This is a genomic window from Bradyrhizobium quebecense, assembly GCF_013373795.3.
Classification (GTDB): Bacteria; Pseudomonadota; Alphaproteobacteria; order Rhizobiales; family Xanthobacteraceae; genus Bradyrhizobium; species Bradyrhizobium quebecense.
Genome location: NZ_CP088022.1, coordinates 5,600,425 through 5,619,029 on the forward strand (window position 1 = coordinate 5,600,425; position 18,605 = coordinate 5,619,029).

General features: G+C 64.1%; 13 protein-coding genes. 8 read left to right on the top strand and 5 right to left on the bottom strand.

What is annotated here, in order from left to right; translation table 11 throughout:
* The first annotated feature begins 97 nt into the window (after positions 1-97).
* Positions 98-1,897 (top strand): adenylate/guanylate cyclase domain-containing protein, encoded by a 1,800-nt coding sequence (locus HU230_RS27020; RefSeq protein WP_176529110.1) that lies wholly within the window; start codon positions 98-100, stop codon positions 1,895-1,897.
* Between the two features lie 59 nt (positions 1,898-1,956).
* The gene (locus HU230_RS27025; RefSeq protein WP_176529109.1) at positions 1,957-2,616 is read left to right on the top strand and encodes a hypothetical protein; all 660 of its coding nucleotides are present in this window, start codon (positions 1,957-1,959) and stop codon (positions 2,614-2,616) included.
* Between the two features lie 63 nt (positions 2,617-2,679).
* Here the strand turns inward: HU230_RS27025 and HU230_RS27030 are convergent, their stop codons facing one another.
* Positions 2,680-3,627, bottom strand: a complete 948-nt coding sequence (locus HU230_RS27030) for an alpha/beta fold hydrolase (RefSeq protein WP_176529108.1) — start codon at positions 3,625-3,627, stop codon at positions 2,680-2,682.
* Positions 3,628-3,849: 222 nt separating this feature from the next.
* On the opposite strand from HU230_RS27030, the gene HU230_RS27035 reads away from it, so the two are divergent.
* Positions 3,850-4,326 (top strand): Hsp20 family protein, encoded by a 477-nt coding sequence (locus HU230_RS27035; protein WP_176529107.1) that lies wholly within the window; start codon positions 3,850-3,852, stop codon positions 4,324-4,326.
* Positions 4,327-4,436: 110 nt separating this feature from the next.
* On the opposite strand, the gene HU230_RS27040 is transcribed toward HU230_RS27035, so the two are convergent.
* A complete protein-coding gene (locus HU230_RS27040) occupies positions 4,437-5,240 on the bottom strand; it encodes a hypothetical protein (RefSeq protein ID WP_176529106.1) in 804 nt (267 codons plus the stop codon).
* 470 nt (positions 5,241-5,710) lie between these two features.
* Here HU230_RS27040 and gltB point away from each other — a divergent pair, with 470 nt between their 5' ends.
* The 3 genes from gltB to HU230_RS27055 all read left to right on the top strand — a co-directional run bounded on the left by gltB (position 5,711) and on the right by HU230_RS27055 (position 14,108).
* Positions 5,711-10,474: a glutamate synthase large subunit gene (gene gltB / locus HU230_RS27045; protein WP_176529105.1), complete on the top strand. Its 4,764-nt coding sequence runs from the start codon at positions 5,711-5,713 to the stop codon at positions 10,472-10,474.
* A 138-nt stretch (positions 10,475-10,612) separates the two neighbouring features.
* Entirely contained in the window at positions 10,613-12,070 is a 1,458-nt protein-coding gene (locus HU230_RS27050; protein ID WP_176529104.1) for a glutamate synthase subunit beta, read from the top strand.
* Between the two features lie 385 nt (positions 12,071-12,455).
* On the top strand, positions 12,456-14,108 hold the full coding sequence (locus HU230_RS27055; protein WP_176529103.1) for a cold-shock protein: 1,653 nt from the start codon (positions 12,456-12,458) through the stop codon (positions 14,106-14,108).
* Position 14,109: 1 nt separating this feature from the next.
* Here the strand turns inward: HU230_RS27055 and HU230_RS27060 are convergent, their stop codons facing one another.
* A complete protein-coding gene (locus tag HU230_RS27060; RefSeq protein WP_176529102.1) occupies positions 14,110-15,900 on the bottom strand; it encodes an outer membrane beta-barrel protein in 1,791 nt (596 codons plus the stop codon).
* 147 nt (positions 15,901-16,047) lie between these two features.
* Between HU230_RS27060 and HU230_RS27065 the strand changes: the two genes are divergently transcribed.
* On the top strand, positions 16,048-17,058 hold the full coding sequence (locus tag HU230_RS27065; protein ID WP_176529101.1) for a KpsF/GutQ family sugar-phosphate isomerase: 1,011 nt from the start codon (positions 16,048-16,050) through the stop codon (positions 17,056-17,058).
* A gap of 103 nt (positions 17,059-17,161) precedes the next feature.
* On the opposite strand, the gene HU230_RS27070 is transcribed toward HU230_RS27065, so the two are convergent.
* Positions 17,162-17,701 (bottom strand): carboxymuconolactone decarboxylase family protein, encoded by a 540-nt coding sequence (locus HU230_RS27070; RefSeq protein WP_176529100.1) that lies wholly within the window; start codon positions 17,699-17,701, stop codon positions 17,162-17,164.
* Positions 17,702-17,790: 89 nt separating this feature from the next.
* Between HU230_RS27070 and HU230_RS27075 the strand changes: the two genes are divergently transcribed.
* The gene (locus HU230_RS27075) at positions 17,791-18,126 is read left to right on the top strand and encodes a winged helix-turn-helix transcriptional regulator (RefSeq protein ID WP_176529099.1); all 336 of its coding nucleotides are present in this window, start codon (positions 17,791-17,793) and stop codon (positions 18,124-18,126) included.
* Here the strand turns inward: HU230_RS27075 and HU230_RS27080 are convergent.
* A complete protein-coding gene (locus HU230_RS27080) occupies positions 18,123-18,569 on the bottom strand; it encodes an NfeD family protein (protein ID WP_176529098.1) in 447 nt (148 codons plus the stop codon). The genes HU230_RS27075 and HU230_RS27080 overlap by 4 nt on opposite strands.
* Positions 18,570-18,605: the final 36 nt, after the last annotated feature.

An 18,605-nucleotide genomic window follows, 5' to 3' on the forward strand; every position in this document is an offset into this window, starting at 1 on the left:
GGTGCCCGTAAACCGAGCTTCCGCCGGACCCGGCCTGTCTTGTAAGTATCGGATTCGGTCACCTCGGCTAAGTGGCCAATTCCAGGGCACAGGAGACATGGAAAGACGGCTCGCGGCCATTCTTTGCGCTGATATCGCCGGCTATTCCCGCATGATGGGTGTCGACGAGGCGGGGACGCATGCCTCGTTCAAGGCGCATCGCAGCGCGATCTACCCGATCATCCTCAACCATGGCGGCCGAATCGTCAAAAACACCGGCGACGGCTTCCTGCTGGAATTTCCGAGCATCATCGGCGCGATCGAAGCAGCCGTCGCGATGCAGACCCTGATGGCCGAGCGCAACGAACATCTGCCCGCCGACCGCGCCATGCACTTCCGGATGGGCGTCCACATGGGCGACGTCATGGCCGACGAGGACGAGGTGTTCGGCGACGACGTCAACATCGCCGTCCGCCTCGAGACCGTTGCCGTGCCCGGCGGCATCGCGGTGTCGGACAAGGCCCGCACCGAGTCAGGACGGCGGCTTGCCGTCACCTTGGTCGATGCCGGCCCGCACCGCTTCAAGAACATCACCGAGCCGGTCCATGTCTGGACCTGGGCGCCGGCCGGATCCGATCTCCAGGAGAAGACGCCGGATGACGGCCCGCATCTGCCAGGGCAATACCGGACCGCGATCGTCGGTGTGCTGCCGTTCGACAATCTGAGCGGCGGCGCCGACGAATATTTCTCCGACGGCCTGACCGAGGATCTGATCCACGCGCTGTCGCTGCAATCCTTCTACCGCGTGCTGAGCCGCAACTCGACCTTCGCCTACAAGGGCAAGAACGTCTCGACCCGCCTGATCGCGCGCGAAATCGACGCGACCTATCTGATCCAGGGCTCGGTGCGCCGCGCCGGCAACAAGATCCGCGTCTCCGCCGAGTTGATCGCGCCCGAGAAGGGCGAGCAGCTGTGGACCGGCCGCTACGACCGCGACATGGGCGACCTGTTCGCGATGCAGGACGAGATCACCGCCAACCTTTCCGCCGCGGTGGCCCAGGAGATCTACCGCGCCGAGGCCTCGGCACCGGCGCGCTCGCCGAACGCCGAACTGACCGCATGGGACCGCTTCCTGAAGGGTCTGTCGCACTACTATCACCAGACCAAGGACGATTGCGAAACCGCGATCGCACTGTTCAAGGAGGCGATCGAGCTCGACCCTGCGCTGTCGATCGCGCGCGCCTATCTCGCGCTGATCCAGATCCAGAGTATCCAGTTCGGCTGGATTCCGAGCACGCGCGAATTGTGGGCCTCGTCGGTCAGCCTGGCCGAGAGCAGCGTCCGGCTCGACCCGCGCTCCTCGTTCGCATTTTCACTGCTGGCCTATCTGCATGCGATGCAGGGCCACTACGAAGCCGCGATGGACGCCATCAAGCGGGCGATCGAACTCAACCCCTACGACATGGGCGCCCGCGGCGTGCTTGGAATCTGCCACATGGTGATCGGCGATCATCGCAAGGCGGTCGATCTGTTCTCGACGGCGGTCCAGCGCGGCAACAGCGACCCGCGCTACCAATGGGGAGCTTTGAACGCGTTCAGCCATTACCTGCTCGGACAATACGACGCATCGCTGTCATGGTCGCGCGAAACGCTCTATCTCAACCCGAACCACCTGCAGGGTCTTGCGGTGCGCGCCGCGGCACTTGCCCAGCTCGGCCGCGCCGACGAAGCCGCGCAGGCGGCCGAGGCGCTGCTCGCCAATCATCCCGACCTCACGGTCGAACGTCATTTGCGCAATTTCCACTGGAAGAACCCGGCCGACATCGCGCTCTATCGCGAAGGCCTCTTGAAAGCCGGCCTCCCCTTCGGCAAACTCGCTCTGGTTGCATCCAACTCGAAATTCGCCGCTGATTCCTGAGCGAATTCATCCACCGGTAATGGATGCTTTTTAAGCTGAAGCTTTCAGGATGTGGTTTGATGTCCGATACGGCTGCAAGCGCGGCACCCGCCCCGCAGGTTTCCCCTGACAATCCGTGCCCGTTCCTGCGTGCGCTGGTCGCCGGCGACTATGTCGGCGGCCATATCGTGCCGCTGCCGAAGCTGACCGAAACCATCGACCGCGCCACCGGCAAGATCGGCCTTCCGGCGCTCAGCGCCGGCGCCAAGATCTTCATGGTCGCGCAGATGGCCAACGGCATCGGTCCGTTCAGCCAGGTTCGCAGCCTGTTGCAGGGCGCGATCCTCGACGAGTTGCGCAATGGCCCGCTCGACAAGCACGGCGCCGGCTCGCGCATCCTCGATCAGCATGCCGTCGTGCATGAGGACGAGATCGCGCGGCTCGCCACCTTCGGCACGGACCACAAGGCCCCCGACGGCAGCGTCGAACGCGGGCTGTCGGCCTCCGAGATCAAGACCTTCATGGCGGCGAACTTCCAGCGCGCCAAGGACGAGCATCCGGCGTCCTACGCGATCCTGCACTGCTACTATCCGCTGCTGATGCTCGGCGAGTGGCCGGTGCTGCTCGACATCATGGGCAAGGGCGAAGGCAAGGACCGCTATCTCAGCGTCGCCGAGGTCAGGACCTTGTTCGTGGAAAAGCGCTTTCCCGACCGGATCGTTGCGCTGCTGCAGGGCTAGATTTCTTTTTGACGCGTTTTCTTCACGCGAACCGGTATCCACTTCGCTCGAAAACGCTATCGTTCACTTGAACAGCGGCGTGCCCGGCACGAAGGCGTCGAACGCCGCCCAGAATTGCCCGCGGTAGCGATCCTGCTCCTGCAGGATCTCGTGCTTGGAGCCGGCGATCACGAGATGCGAACCGGCGCGCAGATGGTAGGCGAACTCCTCGATCGCCGCCGTCGACACCACCTCGTCATCGCTCGCCGCCAGCATCAGGATCGGCTGGCGGATTTCGGACGGATACGACATGCCGCGAAAAGTGCGCATCGCGGTGAATGCGGTGTCGGCCCAGGCGATCGTCGGCGCAGCGATGCCGAGCGTCGGGTCTTCTTCCAGGATCGCCGCGTTGCGCGCGTGGCGCACCGGGTCGCTGGTCACGGGATTACCAATGAAGGGCGCGAGGCCGACCAGTTCGTCGCTGCTGCCCGGGACGTAGCGGCCGCCCTGCCCGGCCAGCCGCATGATCCGGAGCAGCGCGCTTGGAAAGAACGACACGCGCCCGCGCGGCAGGTCGATCATCGGCGCCGACAGCACCATGCGGTCGAACCAGCGCTTGCCGGCATGCGCGACCCGCAGCATGACCGCGCCGCCCATCGAATGCGCCAGCGCGAAATAGGGCGGCGGGCAATCCGGCAGCACCACCTGCTGCACGAAGGTCTCGACGTCGATCTCGTAGTCGGCAAAGTCGCGGACGTAACCCTTGCGTGGATCGCGCAGCCGCCGCGACGAGTGGCCCTGTCCGCGCCAGTCGATCATCGCCACCGCAAAGCCGCGATCGCGCAGGTCGCGCACCGTCTCGAAATATTTCTCGATCATCTCGCCGCGTCCGCCGAACACGCAGACCGTGCCCTTGCGGCCGGGCGGCGGCGCCCAGCGCGCGAAGCGCAGCTCGGCCCCGTCGGGTGTCTTGATGGTGCCACTGACAACGTCGTCCGGAACCGGGTTGGCGGGGATCGAGACGAGCGTCATGCAGGAGACCGGCGTGGAGGGACAGGGTGCAGATCAAGGACGCCGGCGCCGAAAAAAAGCGACGCGGTTTCCGCCTCTTGAACGCGACGTGACCCCTCCCATATCACCTGAGTGCAGGCCGCTACCAGTGTTTCGGAACCGGAACATCAGGCTGCACACATCTAAGCCCGGCCCGATGGCGGGCGGGTAACTGAAACAGTCGCTCAATGGAGGACTACCCCTATGCGTACCTACGACCTCACTCCGTTCTATCGTTCCACCGTCGGCTTCGACCGCCTCTTCAGCCTGCTCGATCAGGTGACCTCGGACGGCAGCCCCGGCTATCCCCCCTACAACATCGAGCGCACCGGCGAGAATGCTTATCGGATCAGCGTTGCGGTCTCCGGCTTCTCGCAGGCCGAGCTTTCGATCGTCGCGAAGGAGAACACGCTGACGATCAAGGGCGAGAAAACCGCCAACGAGAACTCCGGCAACAGCGCCGAAGTGCTCTATCGCGGCATCGCCTCCCGCGCCTTCGAGCGCGTCTTCCAGCTTGCCGACTTCGTGCAGGTGAAGAACGCTTCGCTCGAGAACGGCCTGCTCCATGTCGATCTCGTCCGCGAGATTCCCGAGGCCAAGAAGCCCCGCAGCATTCCGATCGGCGGCGGCGAGAAGGCCCCGCAGGTGGTTGACGGCTCGGCCAGCAAGGTCGCGGCCTAAGCGGCACATCTCGCGTCGGCAGATATTGGCTGAACGCGAAAACGCCCCGGGAAACCGGGGCGTTTTTTCTGTCGTCGTGCCGTAGCCCGGATGAAGCGCAGCGACCTCCGTCACTCCAGTCCCTGCACCTTCGGCATTTCCTGGGTCGGCAGGATCGCAGGCGCCGGCGGCGGTGGAGCGGCCTGACCAACGGTCGGAGCCTCGGCTTGCTGGACGGCCTGCGGTGCGGCCGCCTGGGTTTCGGTCGGCTTGGGCGCCGCCGCGGCCTGCTCGGCCGGCGCGGGTGCGGTTGCCGGGCTCGGCGCAGCGGTCGGGGCGACGGCGGCCTGGGCCGCCGGCGCGGGAGCCTGGGCCGCCGCCGGGGCAGAAGCCGGCGCCGGACCGGGCGTTGACCTGGACGCGAGCGGGCTCCGCTTCGGCACCGGCACGCGGCTCGCGACATGCGGGATCGGGAGCGGCGGCCGCGGCACCCTCGCCTGGATCGCCCGCGGCATCGGGCCGACCGGGCCGTAGGTCGCGCTCATCTCCTCCTCGTAGTTGTCGCCGAGCCGGTAGGCCGGGGTGAAGCGGATGATGTGCCCGTCGCGGGCGTCGATCACCAGCCGGCCGTCGTCGCCGCCCTGGTCGATCACCGAAATCGTGTAGACGAAGCCGCGCTGCTGGGGCGCGCCGAGCGGCAGATAGCCGTTCTCGCGCAGCACGGTGTAGACCTCAACCGGCGGCAAAAGGCTCGGGACGCGGCCGAAGCGCGGCGGCGGCGGAACCTCGGGCATGGCGGCATAGGGCCCGTCCATGTCGGATACCCTGACGAGAGCCGGGCTGCCAATCCGGACGGATGTCACCAGCTGCGCCTGGGCCGAGGCTGCGCTGAGCGCGAGGGCGGCGGCTGCAACCGAACCTGTGAACAACTTCATCGCCGTAACTCCTGTCTGGCCCGCCTCTCGGAGCTTCCCGCTCTCTTGCCGGCGTGCCGGGCAAAATTTCGGTTTGAATTCCGGCGGTCCTTGGTCCCTCCTTGGGCCAGATCACGGCGTGTTTGCTTCGAATCAGGGGCGCGGCGGGCCCGCCGAGCTGTCCGATCCAAGCATGCGGGCGAGGACTTCCTCGCGCTTGTGTGATAGACAAAAATTTGGCAAGGTCGAGGTTAGGACAGCAAAGCTGTCTCAATTTCGAGGCCATTCCGGCATAGGGATTGCAACGAAACCTCGGCGCCCCGGGCTCCGAGAATGCTGCAGGCAGGGCCGTCCTCTAGGGGACGTTGAAACGCCCGTCGCCTGAATTTAGGAAAATGCGGCTCGCGGCGGACGAGCGGTGGCCCGGTGGGTGCCGCAACGTCCAAGGTGCGCCAAATACGGTGAGGCCCCTTACGAAAGGGAGAGGACACATGAGCGGGTCGGAATTCGAGCGCGAAACCATCGTGACAGGCATGCTGTCGGCGACCGCGGACTCGAAAGCCGCCGATGCCGCGCATGATGCGTCCTTTGGACCGCACACCCCCGAGCTTCACACCTGGCGCCCGCAGGCCGAAGGCCTGTACGACCTGAGCCTGGAAAAGGATTCCTGCGGCGTCGGCTTCATCGCCAACATCAAGGGCCAGAAGTCGCATCAGATCGTCTCCGACGCGCTGAGCATCCTCTGCAACCTCGAGCATCGTGGCGCCGTCGGCGCCGACCCGCGCGCCGGTGACGGCGCCGGCATCCTGGTGCAGATCCCGCACGCCTTCTTCGCGCGCAAGACCTCCGAGCTCGGCTTCAAGCTGCCGAAGCCCGGCGAATACGCCATCGGCGCGCTGTTCATGCCGCGCGATGCCGCGTGGCGGAACGTGATCAAGAGCATCATCGCCGACGAGATCAAGAACGAGGGCTTCAAGCTGCTCGGCTGGCGCGACGTACCGTCGGACAATTCCTCGCTCGGCGTCACCGTGAAGCCGACCGAGCCCTATCACATGCAGGTCTTCATCGGCCGCAACAATGCGGTCAAGACCGAGGACGATTTCGAGCGCCGGCTCTATATCCTGCGCAAGTCGATCTCGCAGGCGATCTATCAGCGGCGCGATCGCGGCATGGCGGGCTATTATCCGTGCTCGCTGTCGTGCCGCACCGTGATCTACAAGGGCATGTTCCTCGCCGACCAGCTCGGCAAGTATTATCCCGACCTGCATGAAGCGGACTTCGACAGCGCGCTGGCGCTGGTGCATCAGCGCTTCTCGACCAACACCTTCCCGACCTGGTCGCTGGCGCATCCCTACCGGATGATCGCCCATAACGGCGAAATCAACACGCTGCGCGGCAACGTCAACTGGATGGCGGCGCGGCAGGCTTCCGTGCATTCGGAGCTCTACGGCAAGGACATCAGCCGCCTGTGGCCGATCTCCTATGAAGGCCAGAGCGACACCGCCTGCTTCGACAATGCGCTCGAATTCCTGGTGCAGGGCGGCTACTCGCTGCCGCATGCCGTAATGATGATGATTCCGGAAGCGTGGGCCGGCAATCCTCTGATGGATGAGCAGCGCCGCGCCTTCTACGAATATCACGCCGCGCTGATGGAGCCGTGGGACGGGCCGGCCGCGATCGCCTTCACCGACGGCCGCAAGATCGGCGCGACGCTCGACCGCAACGGCCTGCGCCCGGCGCGCTACCTCGTCACCAAGGACGACCGCATCGTGATGGCGTCCGAAATGGGCGTGCTGAAGATTCCGGAGGACCAGATCGTCACCAAGTGGCGGCTGCAGCCCGGCAAGATGCTGCTCGTCGACCTCGAGCAGGGCCGCCTGATTCCCGACGACGAGATCAAGGCCGACCTCGCCAAGAGCCATCCCTATAATGACTGGCTGCACCGCACCCAGATCCAGCTCGAGGAGCTGCCGGATGCGCCGGCCAAGGGCGTGCGCTCCAATTTGCCGCTGCTCGATCGCCAGCAGGCGTTCGGCTACAGCCAGGAAGACATCACCATCCTGATGACGCCGATGGCGGCCACCGGTGAGGAGGCAGCCGGCTCGATGGGCAACGATACGCCGATCTCGGCGCTGTCGGACAAGCCGAAGCAGCTGTTCACCTACTTCAAGCAGAACTTCGCGCAGGTGACGAACCCGCCGATCGACCCGATCCGCGAAGAGATCGTGATGAGCCTCGTCTCGATCATCGGGCCGCGGCCGAACCTGTTCGACCTGCAGGGCGTCGCTTCGACCCAGCGCCTCGAAGTGCGGCAGCCGATCCTGACCGACGCGGACCTCGAGAAGATCCGCTCGATCTCCGACGTTCCCGAGACCCACTTCAAGTCGCGCACGCTCGACACCACCTTCCACGCCGGCTTCGGCGCGGCGGGCATGGAGCAGGTGCTCGACGAGCTCTGCGCGCGCGCCGAGGGCGCGGTGCGCGAGGGCATCAACATCATCATCCTGTCGGACCGCATGACCGGCACCGACCGGATTCCGATCCCGTCGCTGCTCGCCTGCGCCGCCGTGCATCATCATCTGATCCGCACCGGCCTGCGCACCTCGGTCGGCCTCGTCGTGGAATCGGGTGAGCCGCGCGAAGTGCATCACTTCGCCTGCCTCGCCGGCTATGGCGCGGAGGCGATCAACCCCTATCTCGCGTTCGAAACCATCCTCGCGATGAAGGACCGGCTGCCCGGCGCGCTCGACGACTACGAGATCGTCAAGCGCTACATCAAGTCGATCGGCAAGGGCCTGCTCAAGGTGATGTCCAAGATGGGCATCTCGACCTACCAGTCCTATTGCGGCGCGCAGATCTTCGATGCGGTCGGCCTCAAGGCGGACTTCGTCGCCAAGTATTTCGCCGGCACCCACACTAGGATCGAGGGCGTCGGCCTCGGCGAGATCGCCGAGGAGACCGTGCGGCGCCACACCGACGCGTTTGGTGACGGCCAGATCTACAAGAGCGCGCTCGATGTCGGTGGCGAATATGCCTACCGCACCCGCGGCGAGGACCATGCCTGGACCGCGGAATCGGTCTCGACGCTGCAGCATGCCGTGCGCGGCAACTCGCTGGAGCGTTACCGGGCGTTCGCCAAGATCCTCAACGAGCAGTCCGAGCGTCTGTTGACGCTGCGCGGCCTGTTCCGGATCAAGAGCGCCGAGGACGACAAGCGCAAGCCGGTCAAGCTCGAGGACGTCGAGCCGGCCAAGGACATCGTCAAGCGCTTCTCGACCGGCGCGATGTCGTTCGGCTCGATCTCGCGCGAGGCGCACACCACGCTCGCGATCGCGATGAACCGGATCGGCGGCAAGTCGAACACCGGCGAAGGCGGTGAGGAATCCGACCGCTTCAAGCCGCTGCCCAACGGCGACTCGATGCGCTCGGCGATCAAGCAGGTCGCCTCGGGCCGGTTCGGCGTGACGACGGAATATCTCGTCAACTCCGACATGATGCAGATCAAGATGGCGCAGGGTGCCAAGCCCGGCGAAGGCGGCCAGCTGCCCGGCCACAAGGTCGACGCGACGATCGCGCGCGTGCGGCATTCGACGCCGGGCGTCGGCCTGATCTCGCCGCCGCCGCATCACGACATCTACTCGATCGAAGACCTCGCCCAGCTGATCTACGACCTCAAGAACGTCAATCCGGACGGTCAGGTCTCGGTGAAGCTGGTGTCCGAAGTCGGCGTCGGTACGGTTGCGGCCGGCGTCGCCAAGGCGCGCGCCGACCATGTCACCATCGCGGGCTTCGAGGGCGGCACCGGTGCCTCGCCCTTGACCTCGATCAAGCATGCCGGCTCGCCGTGGGAGATCGGCCTTGCCGAAACCCATCAGACGCTGGTGCGCCAGCGGCTGCGCAGTCGGATCGCGGTCCAGGTCGACGGCGGTTTCCGCACCGGCCGTGACGTCGTGATCGGCGCGCTGCTCGGGGCCGACGAGTTCGGCTTCGCCACCGCGCCGTTGATCGCGGCGGGCTGCATCATGATGCGCAAGTGCCACCTCAACACCTGCCCGGTCGGCGTCGCGACCCAGGACCCGGTGCTGCGCAAGCGCTTCACCGGCCAGCCCGAGCACGTCATCAACTACTTCTTCTTCGTCGCCGAGGAAGTGCGCGAGATCATGGCGCAGCTCGGCTACAAGACGTTCGACGAGATGGTCGGCCAGGTCCAGATGCTGGACCAGACCGCACTGGTCTCGCACTGGAAGGCCAAGGGCCTCGATTTCTCCAAGCTGTTCGTGCGGCAGAAGGAGGAGAAGGGCCAGACGATCTATCACTCGGAAAGCCAGAACCACCATCTGGAAGCCGTGCTCGACCGCCGGCTGATCGAGCAGGCGCAGGCCGCGCTCGATCGCGGTGCGCCGGTCAAGATCGAGGAAGAGATCAACAACACCGACCGCTCCGCCGGCGCGATGCTGTCGGGTGCGGTGGCCAAGATCTACGGTCATGCCGGCCTGCCGCTCGACACCATCCATGTCGACCTGAAGGGCACGGCAGGACAGGCGTTCGGCGCCTGGCTCGCCAAGGGCGTCACCTTCGAGCTCGAGGGTGAAGGCAACGACTATGTCGGCAAGGGCCTCTCGGGCGGCTGCATCATCGTCAAGCCGCCGAAGAACTCCGGCATCGTGCCGGAGGAATCGATCATCGTCGGCAACACCGTGATGTACGGCGCCATCGCGGGCGAGTGCTACTTCCGCGGCATCGCCGGCGAGCGCTTCGCGGTGCGCAACTCCGGCGCGGTCGCGGTCGTCGAAGGCGCCGGCGACCATTGCTGCGAATACATGACCGGCGGCATCGTGGTGGTGCTCGGCAAGACCGGACGCAACTTCGCGGCCGGCATGTCAGGCGGCATCGCCTATGTGCTCGACGAGAGCGGCGACTTCAACAAGCTCTGCAATCTTTCGATGGTCGAGCTGGAGCCGGTGCTGTCGGAGGAGATGATCAACGCCGACACCTACCACCACTCCGGCGATCTCGAGGCGCACGGCCGGGTCGACGTGTTCCAGAACCTGCTCGAGTCCGACGTGGAGCGGCTGCATGTCCTGATCACGCGTCACGCCAAGCTGACATCTTCGAAGAAGGCGGCCGAGATCCTCGCCGACTGGAAGAGCTGGCTGCCGAAATTCCGCAAGGTGATGCCGGTGGAGTACCGCCGCGCGCTGAAGGAGATGAAGGCCAACGCCGACGCCGAGCCGAAAATCGCGATCGGCGCGTAATATCACCGGGCGTCATTCCGGGGCGCGCCATTGGCGCGAGCCCGGAATCTCGCCAAACCACTTCGAGACCTCCGGGTCTACGCCTCGCGGCGCAGCCCGGAATGACGGACAACTGAGATGCAGGGGCATCGGGTTTCAATGGGTAAGATCACAGGTTTTCTCGAGATCGAGCGGCATGACCGCAAGTACGAGCCGGTCGCCGAGCGGCTCAAGAACTTCAACGAGTTCGTGATTCCGCTGAGCGAGAAGGACACGCGGGACCAGGCCGCGCGCTGCATGAACTGCGGCATCCCGTATTGCCATGGCACCGGCTCGACCGCGCCGGGCACGCCGGGCTGCCCGGTCAACAACCAGATCCCCGATTTCAACGACCTCGTCTATCAGGGCAACTGGGAAGAGGCCTCGCGCAACCTGCACTCGACCAACAATTTCCCCGAGTTCACCGGCCGGATCTGCCCGGCGCCGTGCGAGGCGTCCTGCACGCTCAACATCGACGACAACCCGGTCACCATCAAGACCATCGAATGCGCGATCGTCGACCGCGCCTGGGACAATGGCTGGCTGAAGCCGGAGATCGCGGCCGCCAAGACCGGCAAGAAGGTCGCCGTGATCGGCTCGGGCCCCGCTGGCCTGGCCGCCGCGCAGCAGCTCGCGCGCGCCGGCCACGAGGTGCATGTCTACGAGAAGTTCGCCAAGGCCGGCGGCCTGCTGCGCTATGGCATTCCCGACTTCAAGATGGAGAAGAACATCATCGACCGCCGCGTGGCGCAGATGGAAGCCGAAGGCGTCACCTTCCACTACGGCAAGGCCGTGGGCGGCTCGACGCCCGGCGCGATCGACCCGCAGGAGCTGGCCAAGCAGTATGACGCCGTGGCGCTGACCGGCGGCGCGGAAGCCCCGCGCGACCTGCCGATCCCCGGCCGCGAGCTCGCCGGCATCCACTTCGCGATGGACTTCCTGCCGCAGCAGAACCGCCGCGTTTCCGGCGAGCCGCTGAACGGCGCCGCCGACATCCTGGCCGGCGGCAAGCATGTCGTCGTGATCGGCGGCGGCGACACGGGTTCGGACTGCATCGGCACCTCGTTCCGGCAAGGCGCGAAGTCCGTGACCCAGCTCGAGATCATGCCGGCGCCGCCCGAGCACGAGAACAAGGGCGTGACCTGGCCGAACTGGCCGCTGAAGATGCGGACCTCCTCGAGCCAGGCCGAAGGCGCGGTGCGCGAATACGCCGTGCTGACCACGAAGTTCGAGGGCAAGGACGGCAAGGTCACCAAGCTGCATTGCGTCAAGGTCGACGACAAGTTCAAGCCGCTGCCCGGCACCGAGTTCACGCTCGACGCCGAGCTGGTGCTGCTGGCGATGGGCTTCGTCCATCCGGTGCACGAGGGCCTGCTCAAGACGCTGGGCGTCGAGCTCGACCAGCGCGGCAACGTCCGCGCCTCCCTGCAGGACTATCAGACCTCGCGCGCAAAAATCTTCTCTGCCGGCGACATGCGCCGCGGCCAGTCGCTCGTGGTTTGGGCAATCCGCGAAGGCCGCCAGTGCGCACGCTCGATCGACAGCTTCCTGATGGGCAAGACCGACCTGCCGGGGTAGGCGCCTCGGCCGCTTCGGCTAGATCTTGCGCGCTAGCGAAACTTAACGCGACTAACCGCCCACCTGTCGCAAACGATCCACATGGATCGGCCGGTCTCAAGACAAGCCTCGAAACTTCCTCGGTCCATAGATTGCGCACTACTGTGCTGCAAGCTAGAATCAAAACTCTACGGGGGGTTGAATTGCGTCGGAGGGGCCATTTAAATGCACAAACTTTTCACGGACCTAAACGTTGGGTTTAGCAACGCGGAAAATTATCAGCGTCGCGAAAACAAGGAACTGCTCACGAAGTATTTTGTGAGAGATCATTTCCTCGATCGGCTTCTGGACCCCAACATCTTTTACTTGGTTGGCGAAAAAGGAACAGGCCGCCTACGCAACCTACTTGAAGAACAACGACGCGCATAATGTATCCATATTCAACGTCCGACAGACGGAATACCAGAAATTTCTCGAACTAAAGCGCCAGGGGAATCTAAACCTCAGTCAGTACTCTGAAGTGTGGCGAACACTCCTTCTGATCGCCGTAGCCACGACCGTTCTCTCGAATTCGGGCACTCCCGAATTTCTCAGACGTTTCACCAAACTTGGCGCGCTCAAGAATGCGTTAGACCAATTCTACGAGAACGCTTTCGCACCAGAGATTGTGAAGATACTCACCTTTGTCGAGTCTTCAGAGGTTGCTTCGAAGCTAATCGCCAAATACTTGGGAAATGAAGCTAGCGCGTCCGCTAGCAATAAGCTCGAATCGACCAACAATTCGAGCATATTCCAGACAAATCTATTGAAGATCAGGCAAGCGTTCGAGGTCGCCCTCAGTGATGCAAAACTGGATGAGAATATTCTAATCTTTATCGACGGGATCGATGTCCGACCAAGCGACATTGCGTATTCGGATTATTTCGATTGTGTTCAAGGCCTAATTGCTGCCATCTGGGCCATCAACAACGACTTCCTCTCCAATATTAAGGACTCCCGAGGAAGGTTGCGCATCGTTCTTCTAGTTCGTCCCGACATCTTTCTCAGAACAGGCCTGCACAACCTCAATACAAAGCTCAGAGACAATTCTGTCTTTCTGAACTGGATGACAACCTATAAAGACTATCGAAGCTCGCTGCTGTTTCGAGTAGCGGATCGATTGCTCTCGGTGCAGCAAGACGCAGTCGTTTCAAAACTCGGGGACGCTTGGGATTACTATTTTCCCTTTCATGCCGAAAATGTCAGAGCGTCCAATGTATCGGATACTCACGGCGTTAACTCGTTCCTGGCCTTCTTAAGGTTTAGCTACTATCGACCTCGCGATATAAACGCGATGATTCATACAATGCAGGAAATCGTTCGGCGCAACAGGGAAACCGCGCCCTACGTGACAGCAGAGGACTTCAACGACCCATCGTTTCGTGACGCACATGCCGAGTATTTGCTCGGCGAGATCCGGGATCAGCTTCTCTGTTACTACTCACAGGACGAATACGATCTCTTCCTGCAGTTTTTCTCGCACCTCCAAGGAAGACGAACCTTCTCGTATGCTCAGTTTGTTGATGCCTTCAATGAGTTTGTCGCCGAATGCACCAGCGGAGGGAAAGAACTACCCAAATTTTTCGAGTCGTCGACTATTTTCCTTCAGTTCCTATATGAGCAGAATGTGATTTGCTACAAGGAGAAGGACGCATCCGAGAATGGAGACTCTGAACTCTTCATCAGATGGTGTTTTCGCGAGCGCACTCTCGCCAACATGGCTCCTAAAGTTAGAGTAGGAGTAGAGTACGAAGTTTTCTATGGGCTCAGTAAAGCTCTGAATGTTGGTCGCCCCTTAAAGATCAAGAAGGACGCTCCGCGTCGTCAATTGGGCACAGTAATATCTATCGATCGATCGGGCGGATTTGGGTTTATCCGCGGAGGAGAACATCAAGCTGAATACTACTTCAAGCTCAAGGAGTTTAAGGGTGGCGGCCTCCGCATGGGGAAGAAAGTATCATTTGAGCCGACGGTGAAATATGGCAAGCCAAGAGCCAAGACCGTCCGTTTAGCGAACTAGCTTAGTTCTGCACCCGCACGCCCAGCATCACGACCGTCGATGCCGAGCTTTGTCCCGCCAGATTCGAATCCAGCCAGTCGCGGCGGACCGTGCCCTTGATCCAGAGGCTGCGGGTCATCTTGTAGATCAGGTCGGCGGACACCGAGTAGATCGTGTCGTTGCGGTTGTCGCCCTGGTACTCGAGCGTGCCGTAGGTGAACTTGCCGATCGCGGTCAGCCAGCGGCGGAAGTCGTGGTCGACCTCGACGGTGTAGGTGCGCGACAGCACGCCGGAGGTGCCGGGCAGCGTGGTCTCGCCGAGCTGGGTGTCGGAATAGAATTTGGCCGTGGTCAGCGGCGTCGCGGTCCAGGTCAACGAGGCCGTCGTGAGCAGCCCCTCGAGCCGGTTGAGCCGCGTATCGGCGTAATCGCGCATCGCGTAGCCGATCGAGACTTCGCCGAACAACAGCCGCGTGAACTCGAACGAGGTGCCGGCCTTGGCGTAGCCGCCCGATGAATCGCGCGCGTAACCGGCGCGGTCGAGATAGAGATCGTGGACACGACTGTCGCCCTGCACCTCGATGAACGGCTTCACGGCCGGATTGAGCTCGTAGCTGACGCGGCCGATGCCGCCATATTGCGTGAAGTTGCGGTCGTCGTTCGACGACGAGGTGCCGTCGGTCAGCTTCGACCACTGGTAATCGGTGCGGTCGACGGTGGCGCCGAGCGAGACCTGCATGCGGTTGAAATGCTGGTCGATGCCGAAGGTGCCGCCGACCGTAGAGTAGAGCGGATATTTGGCGAGGCCGGCCTGCACGTTCGGGCTGCCGGGATTGTCGGTCGAGACCTGCATGCGGGCCTGCGCCAAGAGATGCGTGTCTCTGGAGACGTCGAGACGGCCGTCGATATGGCCGGTGAAGCTCGGGCGGTCGATATCGAGCGGCGCCGACAGCGGCGTGCCGTCGATCGGCGTGAGCTGGGAACCGTAGCCGGTGAACGAGCCGCGCAGATCGGCGACGACGGCGTGGCGCTCCCAGTCCGACACCGCGAGGAATTCCGGCGCGACCATGTAGAACGCCTTGCCCCGCGGCGAGTTCAAGCGGCCCGGATTGGTGTCGTAGCCGGCCATCACCTCGATCGCGGTCTTGACCATGAACGAGCCGGCGTAGTCGCCGACCGCGCCGAACGGATCGTCGTCGATCTTGAGCCGCCTGCGCGGCGGCTGGCCGACGATGGTGCCGGCCATCGCCGGCGGCAACGGCGGCTTGCTGGCGGTCTCCGACGGCGGGATCGACAGGCGCAATTGCCCGGCCGCGGTCAACGGCTGTGGCGTGGGCACCGGCGAGCCCGGTCCCGGCGGCGGCTTCGGCTTGGCCTGGCCCGGATAATATTTCGGCTTCAGCCGCTTCCGGTTGAGCGAGTCATAGCCTGACGTCGCAGCGCCGTTCGCGGCAGGGAGACCGTAGGTCGGGACCTGTCCGACGCGCTCCGACGTTGATGTCGACGACGACGAGGCACGCCGGCCGGGATCGGCGTCGGGCAGCCTCAAGCCGTTGAGCGGATCCATGGCATCGGCCGTGGTCCGGCGCAGCGGCGAATCCTGGGTGATCACCTGGCTCTGTCGGTTCGGGCTGAACAGATCCGGCGTCACGGTCTGGGCGTTGGCGAGCCCGGTCGTCGCGGTCAGCGCAGGAGCCAGCAAAAGGCATGGCAAAACCACGCGAATGAAGCATCCGCGCCGATTTAGGCCGCTTGCTGGCCGCCGCCACACGATGGAAATACCCCAACGAATCCATGCACTTGACGTACGCATCCCGCCGGGCGGCGAAAAACGTCGTTAATGGAGTTAAAACAATTATGGTTAATGAGGCGTTGAGGATCCGCCGCCGCGCGTCGCATCGCGGAATCGAACGTGCTAAGGGAGACGCCCGGGTGCAAAAGCCCTCCCCTGGAATCCGAAATGGCCAAACCGAAACCGCTGATGACCAAATCATCCGGCCCCGATGACGGCGCCGTTCAGTCGGCGCTCCGCACCCTCGATGCCGAAGCAAGCGGCGTCGCAGCGCTCTCCGCGGCACTCAAGTCCGACCTCGGCGCGGCATTCACCGCGGCGGCCGAGCTGATCCGCAAGGCCAAGGGGCGGCTGATCGTCACCGGGCTCGGCAAGTCGGGCCATATCGGCCGCAAGATCGCCGCGACCTTCGCCTCCACCGGCACGCCGGCGTTCTTCGTGCACACCGCCGAAGCCAGCCACGGCGATCTCGGCATGATCACCGCCGACGACGCGATCCTGGCGCTGTCATGGTCCGGCGAGCAGCCGGAGATGCGCAATCTGATCGCCTATGCCGCGCGCTTCGGCATCCCGCTGATCGCGATGACCGCCGACAAGGACTCGACGCTGAGCAAGGCGGCCGACGTCCAGCTCACCATGCCGAAGGCCCGCGAGGCCTGCCCGCATAATCTGGCGCCGACCACGTCCTCGCTGATGATGCTGGCGCTCGGCGATGCGCTGGCGATCGCGCTGCTCGAAGGCCGCGGCTTCACCTCGACCGATTTCAGCGTGCTGCATCCGGGCGGCAAGCTCGGCGCGCTCCTGAAATATGCCCGCGACCTGATGCACAGCGGCGAGGCGCTGCCGCTGAAGCCGCTTGGTACCAAGATGTCGGACGCGCTGGTCGAGATGACCTCGAAGGGCTTCGGCTGCGTCGGTATCGTCGACTGCCACGGCCATCTCGCCGGCATCGTCACCGACGGCGATCTGCGCCGGCAGCTGACGCGCCCCGAGCTTTTGACGCTGTCGGTCGACGAGGTCATGACCAAGACCCCGAAGACGATCAGCCGCGACACGCTGGCCGGCGAAGCGCTGGAACTGCTCAACGCCTCGAAGATCACGACGCTGATCGTGACCGATGCGAAGAAGCCGGTCGGCATCATCCATCTGCACGATCTGCTGCGCGCGGGCGTGGCGTAGGGCCACGCTTCTTCCCGTCATTGCGAGCGAAGCGCAGCAATCCATCTCTCCGCTCGCGGAGGCATGGATTGCTTCGTCGCTTCGCTCCTCGCAATGACGGCGGTTAGCTCGGAAACCGTGCTGCGGTCGCCTCCAGCGGCAGGGCCAGCGCGTTGGCGAGGTAGGAGACCGTGCGGTAGAAGCCGCACAGCAGGATGATCTCCAGCACCTGATCGTCATCATAATGCGCCGACAGCGCCGCGAATTCGGCGTCATCCAGCGTCGCGCGCGCATGCAGCGCGTCGACTGCGGTAATCAACGCCTGTTCGGCCGGCGACCAGCAGTCGGCGTCAGCGTTGCCGCGCACGGTGGCATGGACCTGCTGCTCCGACAGCCCGGCGGCGGCGCCGAACGCGGTGACATGCACGCCCCATTCATATTCGCAAGCGTTGAGCGCGCAGGTGCGGTCGATCACGATCTCGCGCTCCCGCAGGGGCAGCGGCCCGCGATCGAGCAGGCTGCCGCCACGAAACTTCTCCCAGGCGCGCGGGTGCCCCGCCATCATGCGGAACAGCACCAACGGCGGCTTGCCGCGCATGATGCGGTCGAAATGCTGTTGAACGTCCGCGGCGTAAGGCGGATCGAGCGGCGCGATGCGTGACATGGGCTGATCTCGTTGCTACATTTACTGTAGCGACACGCTACAATATCTGTAGCGATCGCCGCAAGCGAGATTCGAGAGGGACTAGCAACATGGCGAAGCAGGTTCCGACCGCCAAACCCGGCGTCCGCGGCTCGCGGACCGGCCGCCCGATCATGGCGCTGCTCGATCTGCTCGGACGGCGCTGGACCTTGCGCATCGTCTGGGAGCTGCGCGAGGGCGCACTGACCTCGCGCGCGCTGCGCAGTGCCTGCGACGAGGCCTCACCGACGATCCTGCAGACGCGGTTGACCGAACTGCGCAAGGCCGGGTTCGTCGAGCTGACGGATGATGGTTACAGCCTCACCGCGCTCGGCCGGGAGCTGTTCCAAACCTTCACGCCGCTCAATCGATTCGCCGAGCGCTGGAGCAAGCAGGGCGGCAGCTAGACCGCCGCCACTGTCAGGCTCGCGCCGTCGGCGCGGACCACCTTCACCCGGCTGCCGGCCGGCGCATCGGGGCCGGCCACGCGCCACACCGTGTCGTCGATCCGCATGGTGCCTGCCCCGTCGACGATCGGCTTCTCCAGCGTGAATTCGCGGCCGACCAAGGCTTCGTTGCGGCGGTTGAGGAACGGATTGGTCTTGCTCGCCTCGGTCGCGCCGCTGGCAAAATGCCGCCACACCGGCACCGCCAGCGCGACGAACACCGCGAACATCAGGAGCTGCGTCTGCCAGGACGGCGTAAAGACGAACGAGAGCAGGCCGACCAGCAGCGCCGCGAGCCCGAGCCAGAACAGGAACACCCCGGGCGCTGCGAGTTCGAGCGCCATCAGGATGAAGCCGAAGATCAGCCAGTTCCAGGTACCCAATGTCGAAAACATCTCGGCCATGACGTGACCTCTCAACGGTCTAAAGCCCCTCTCCCC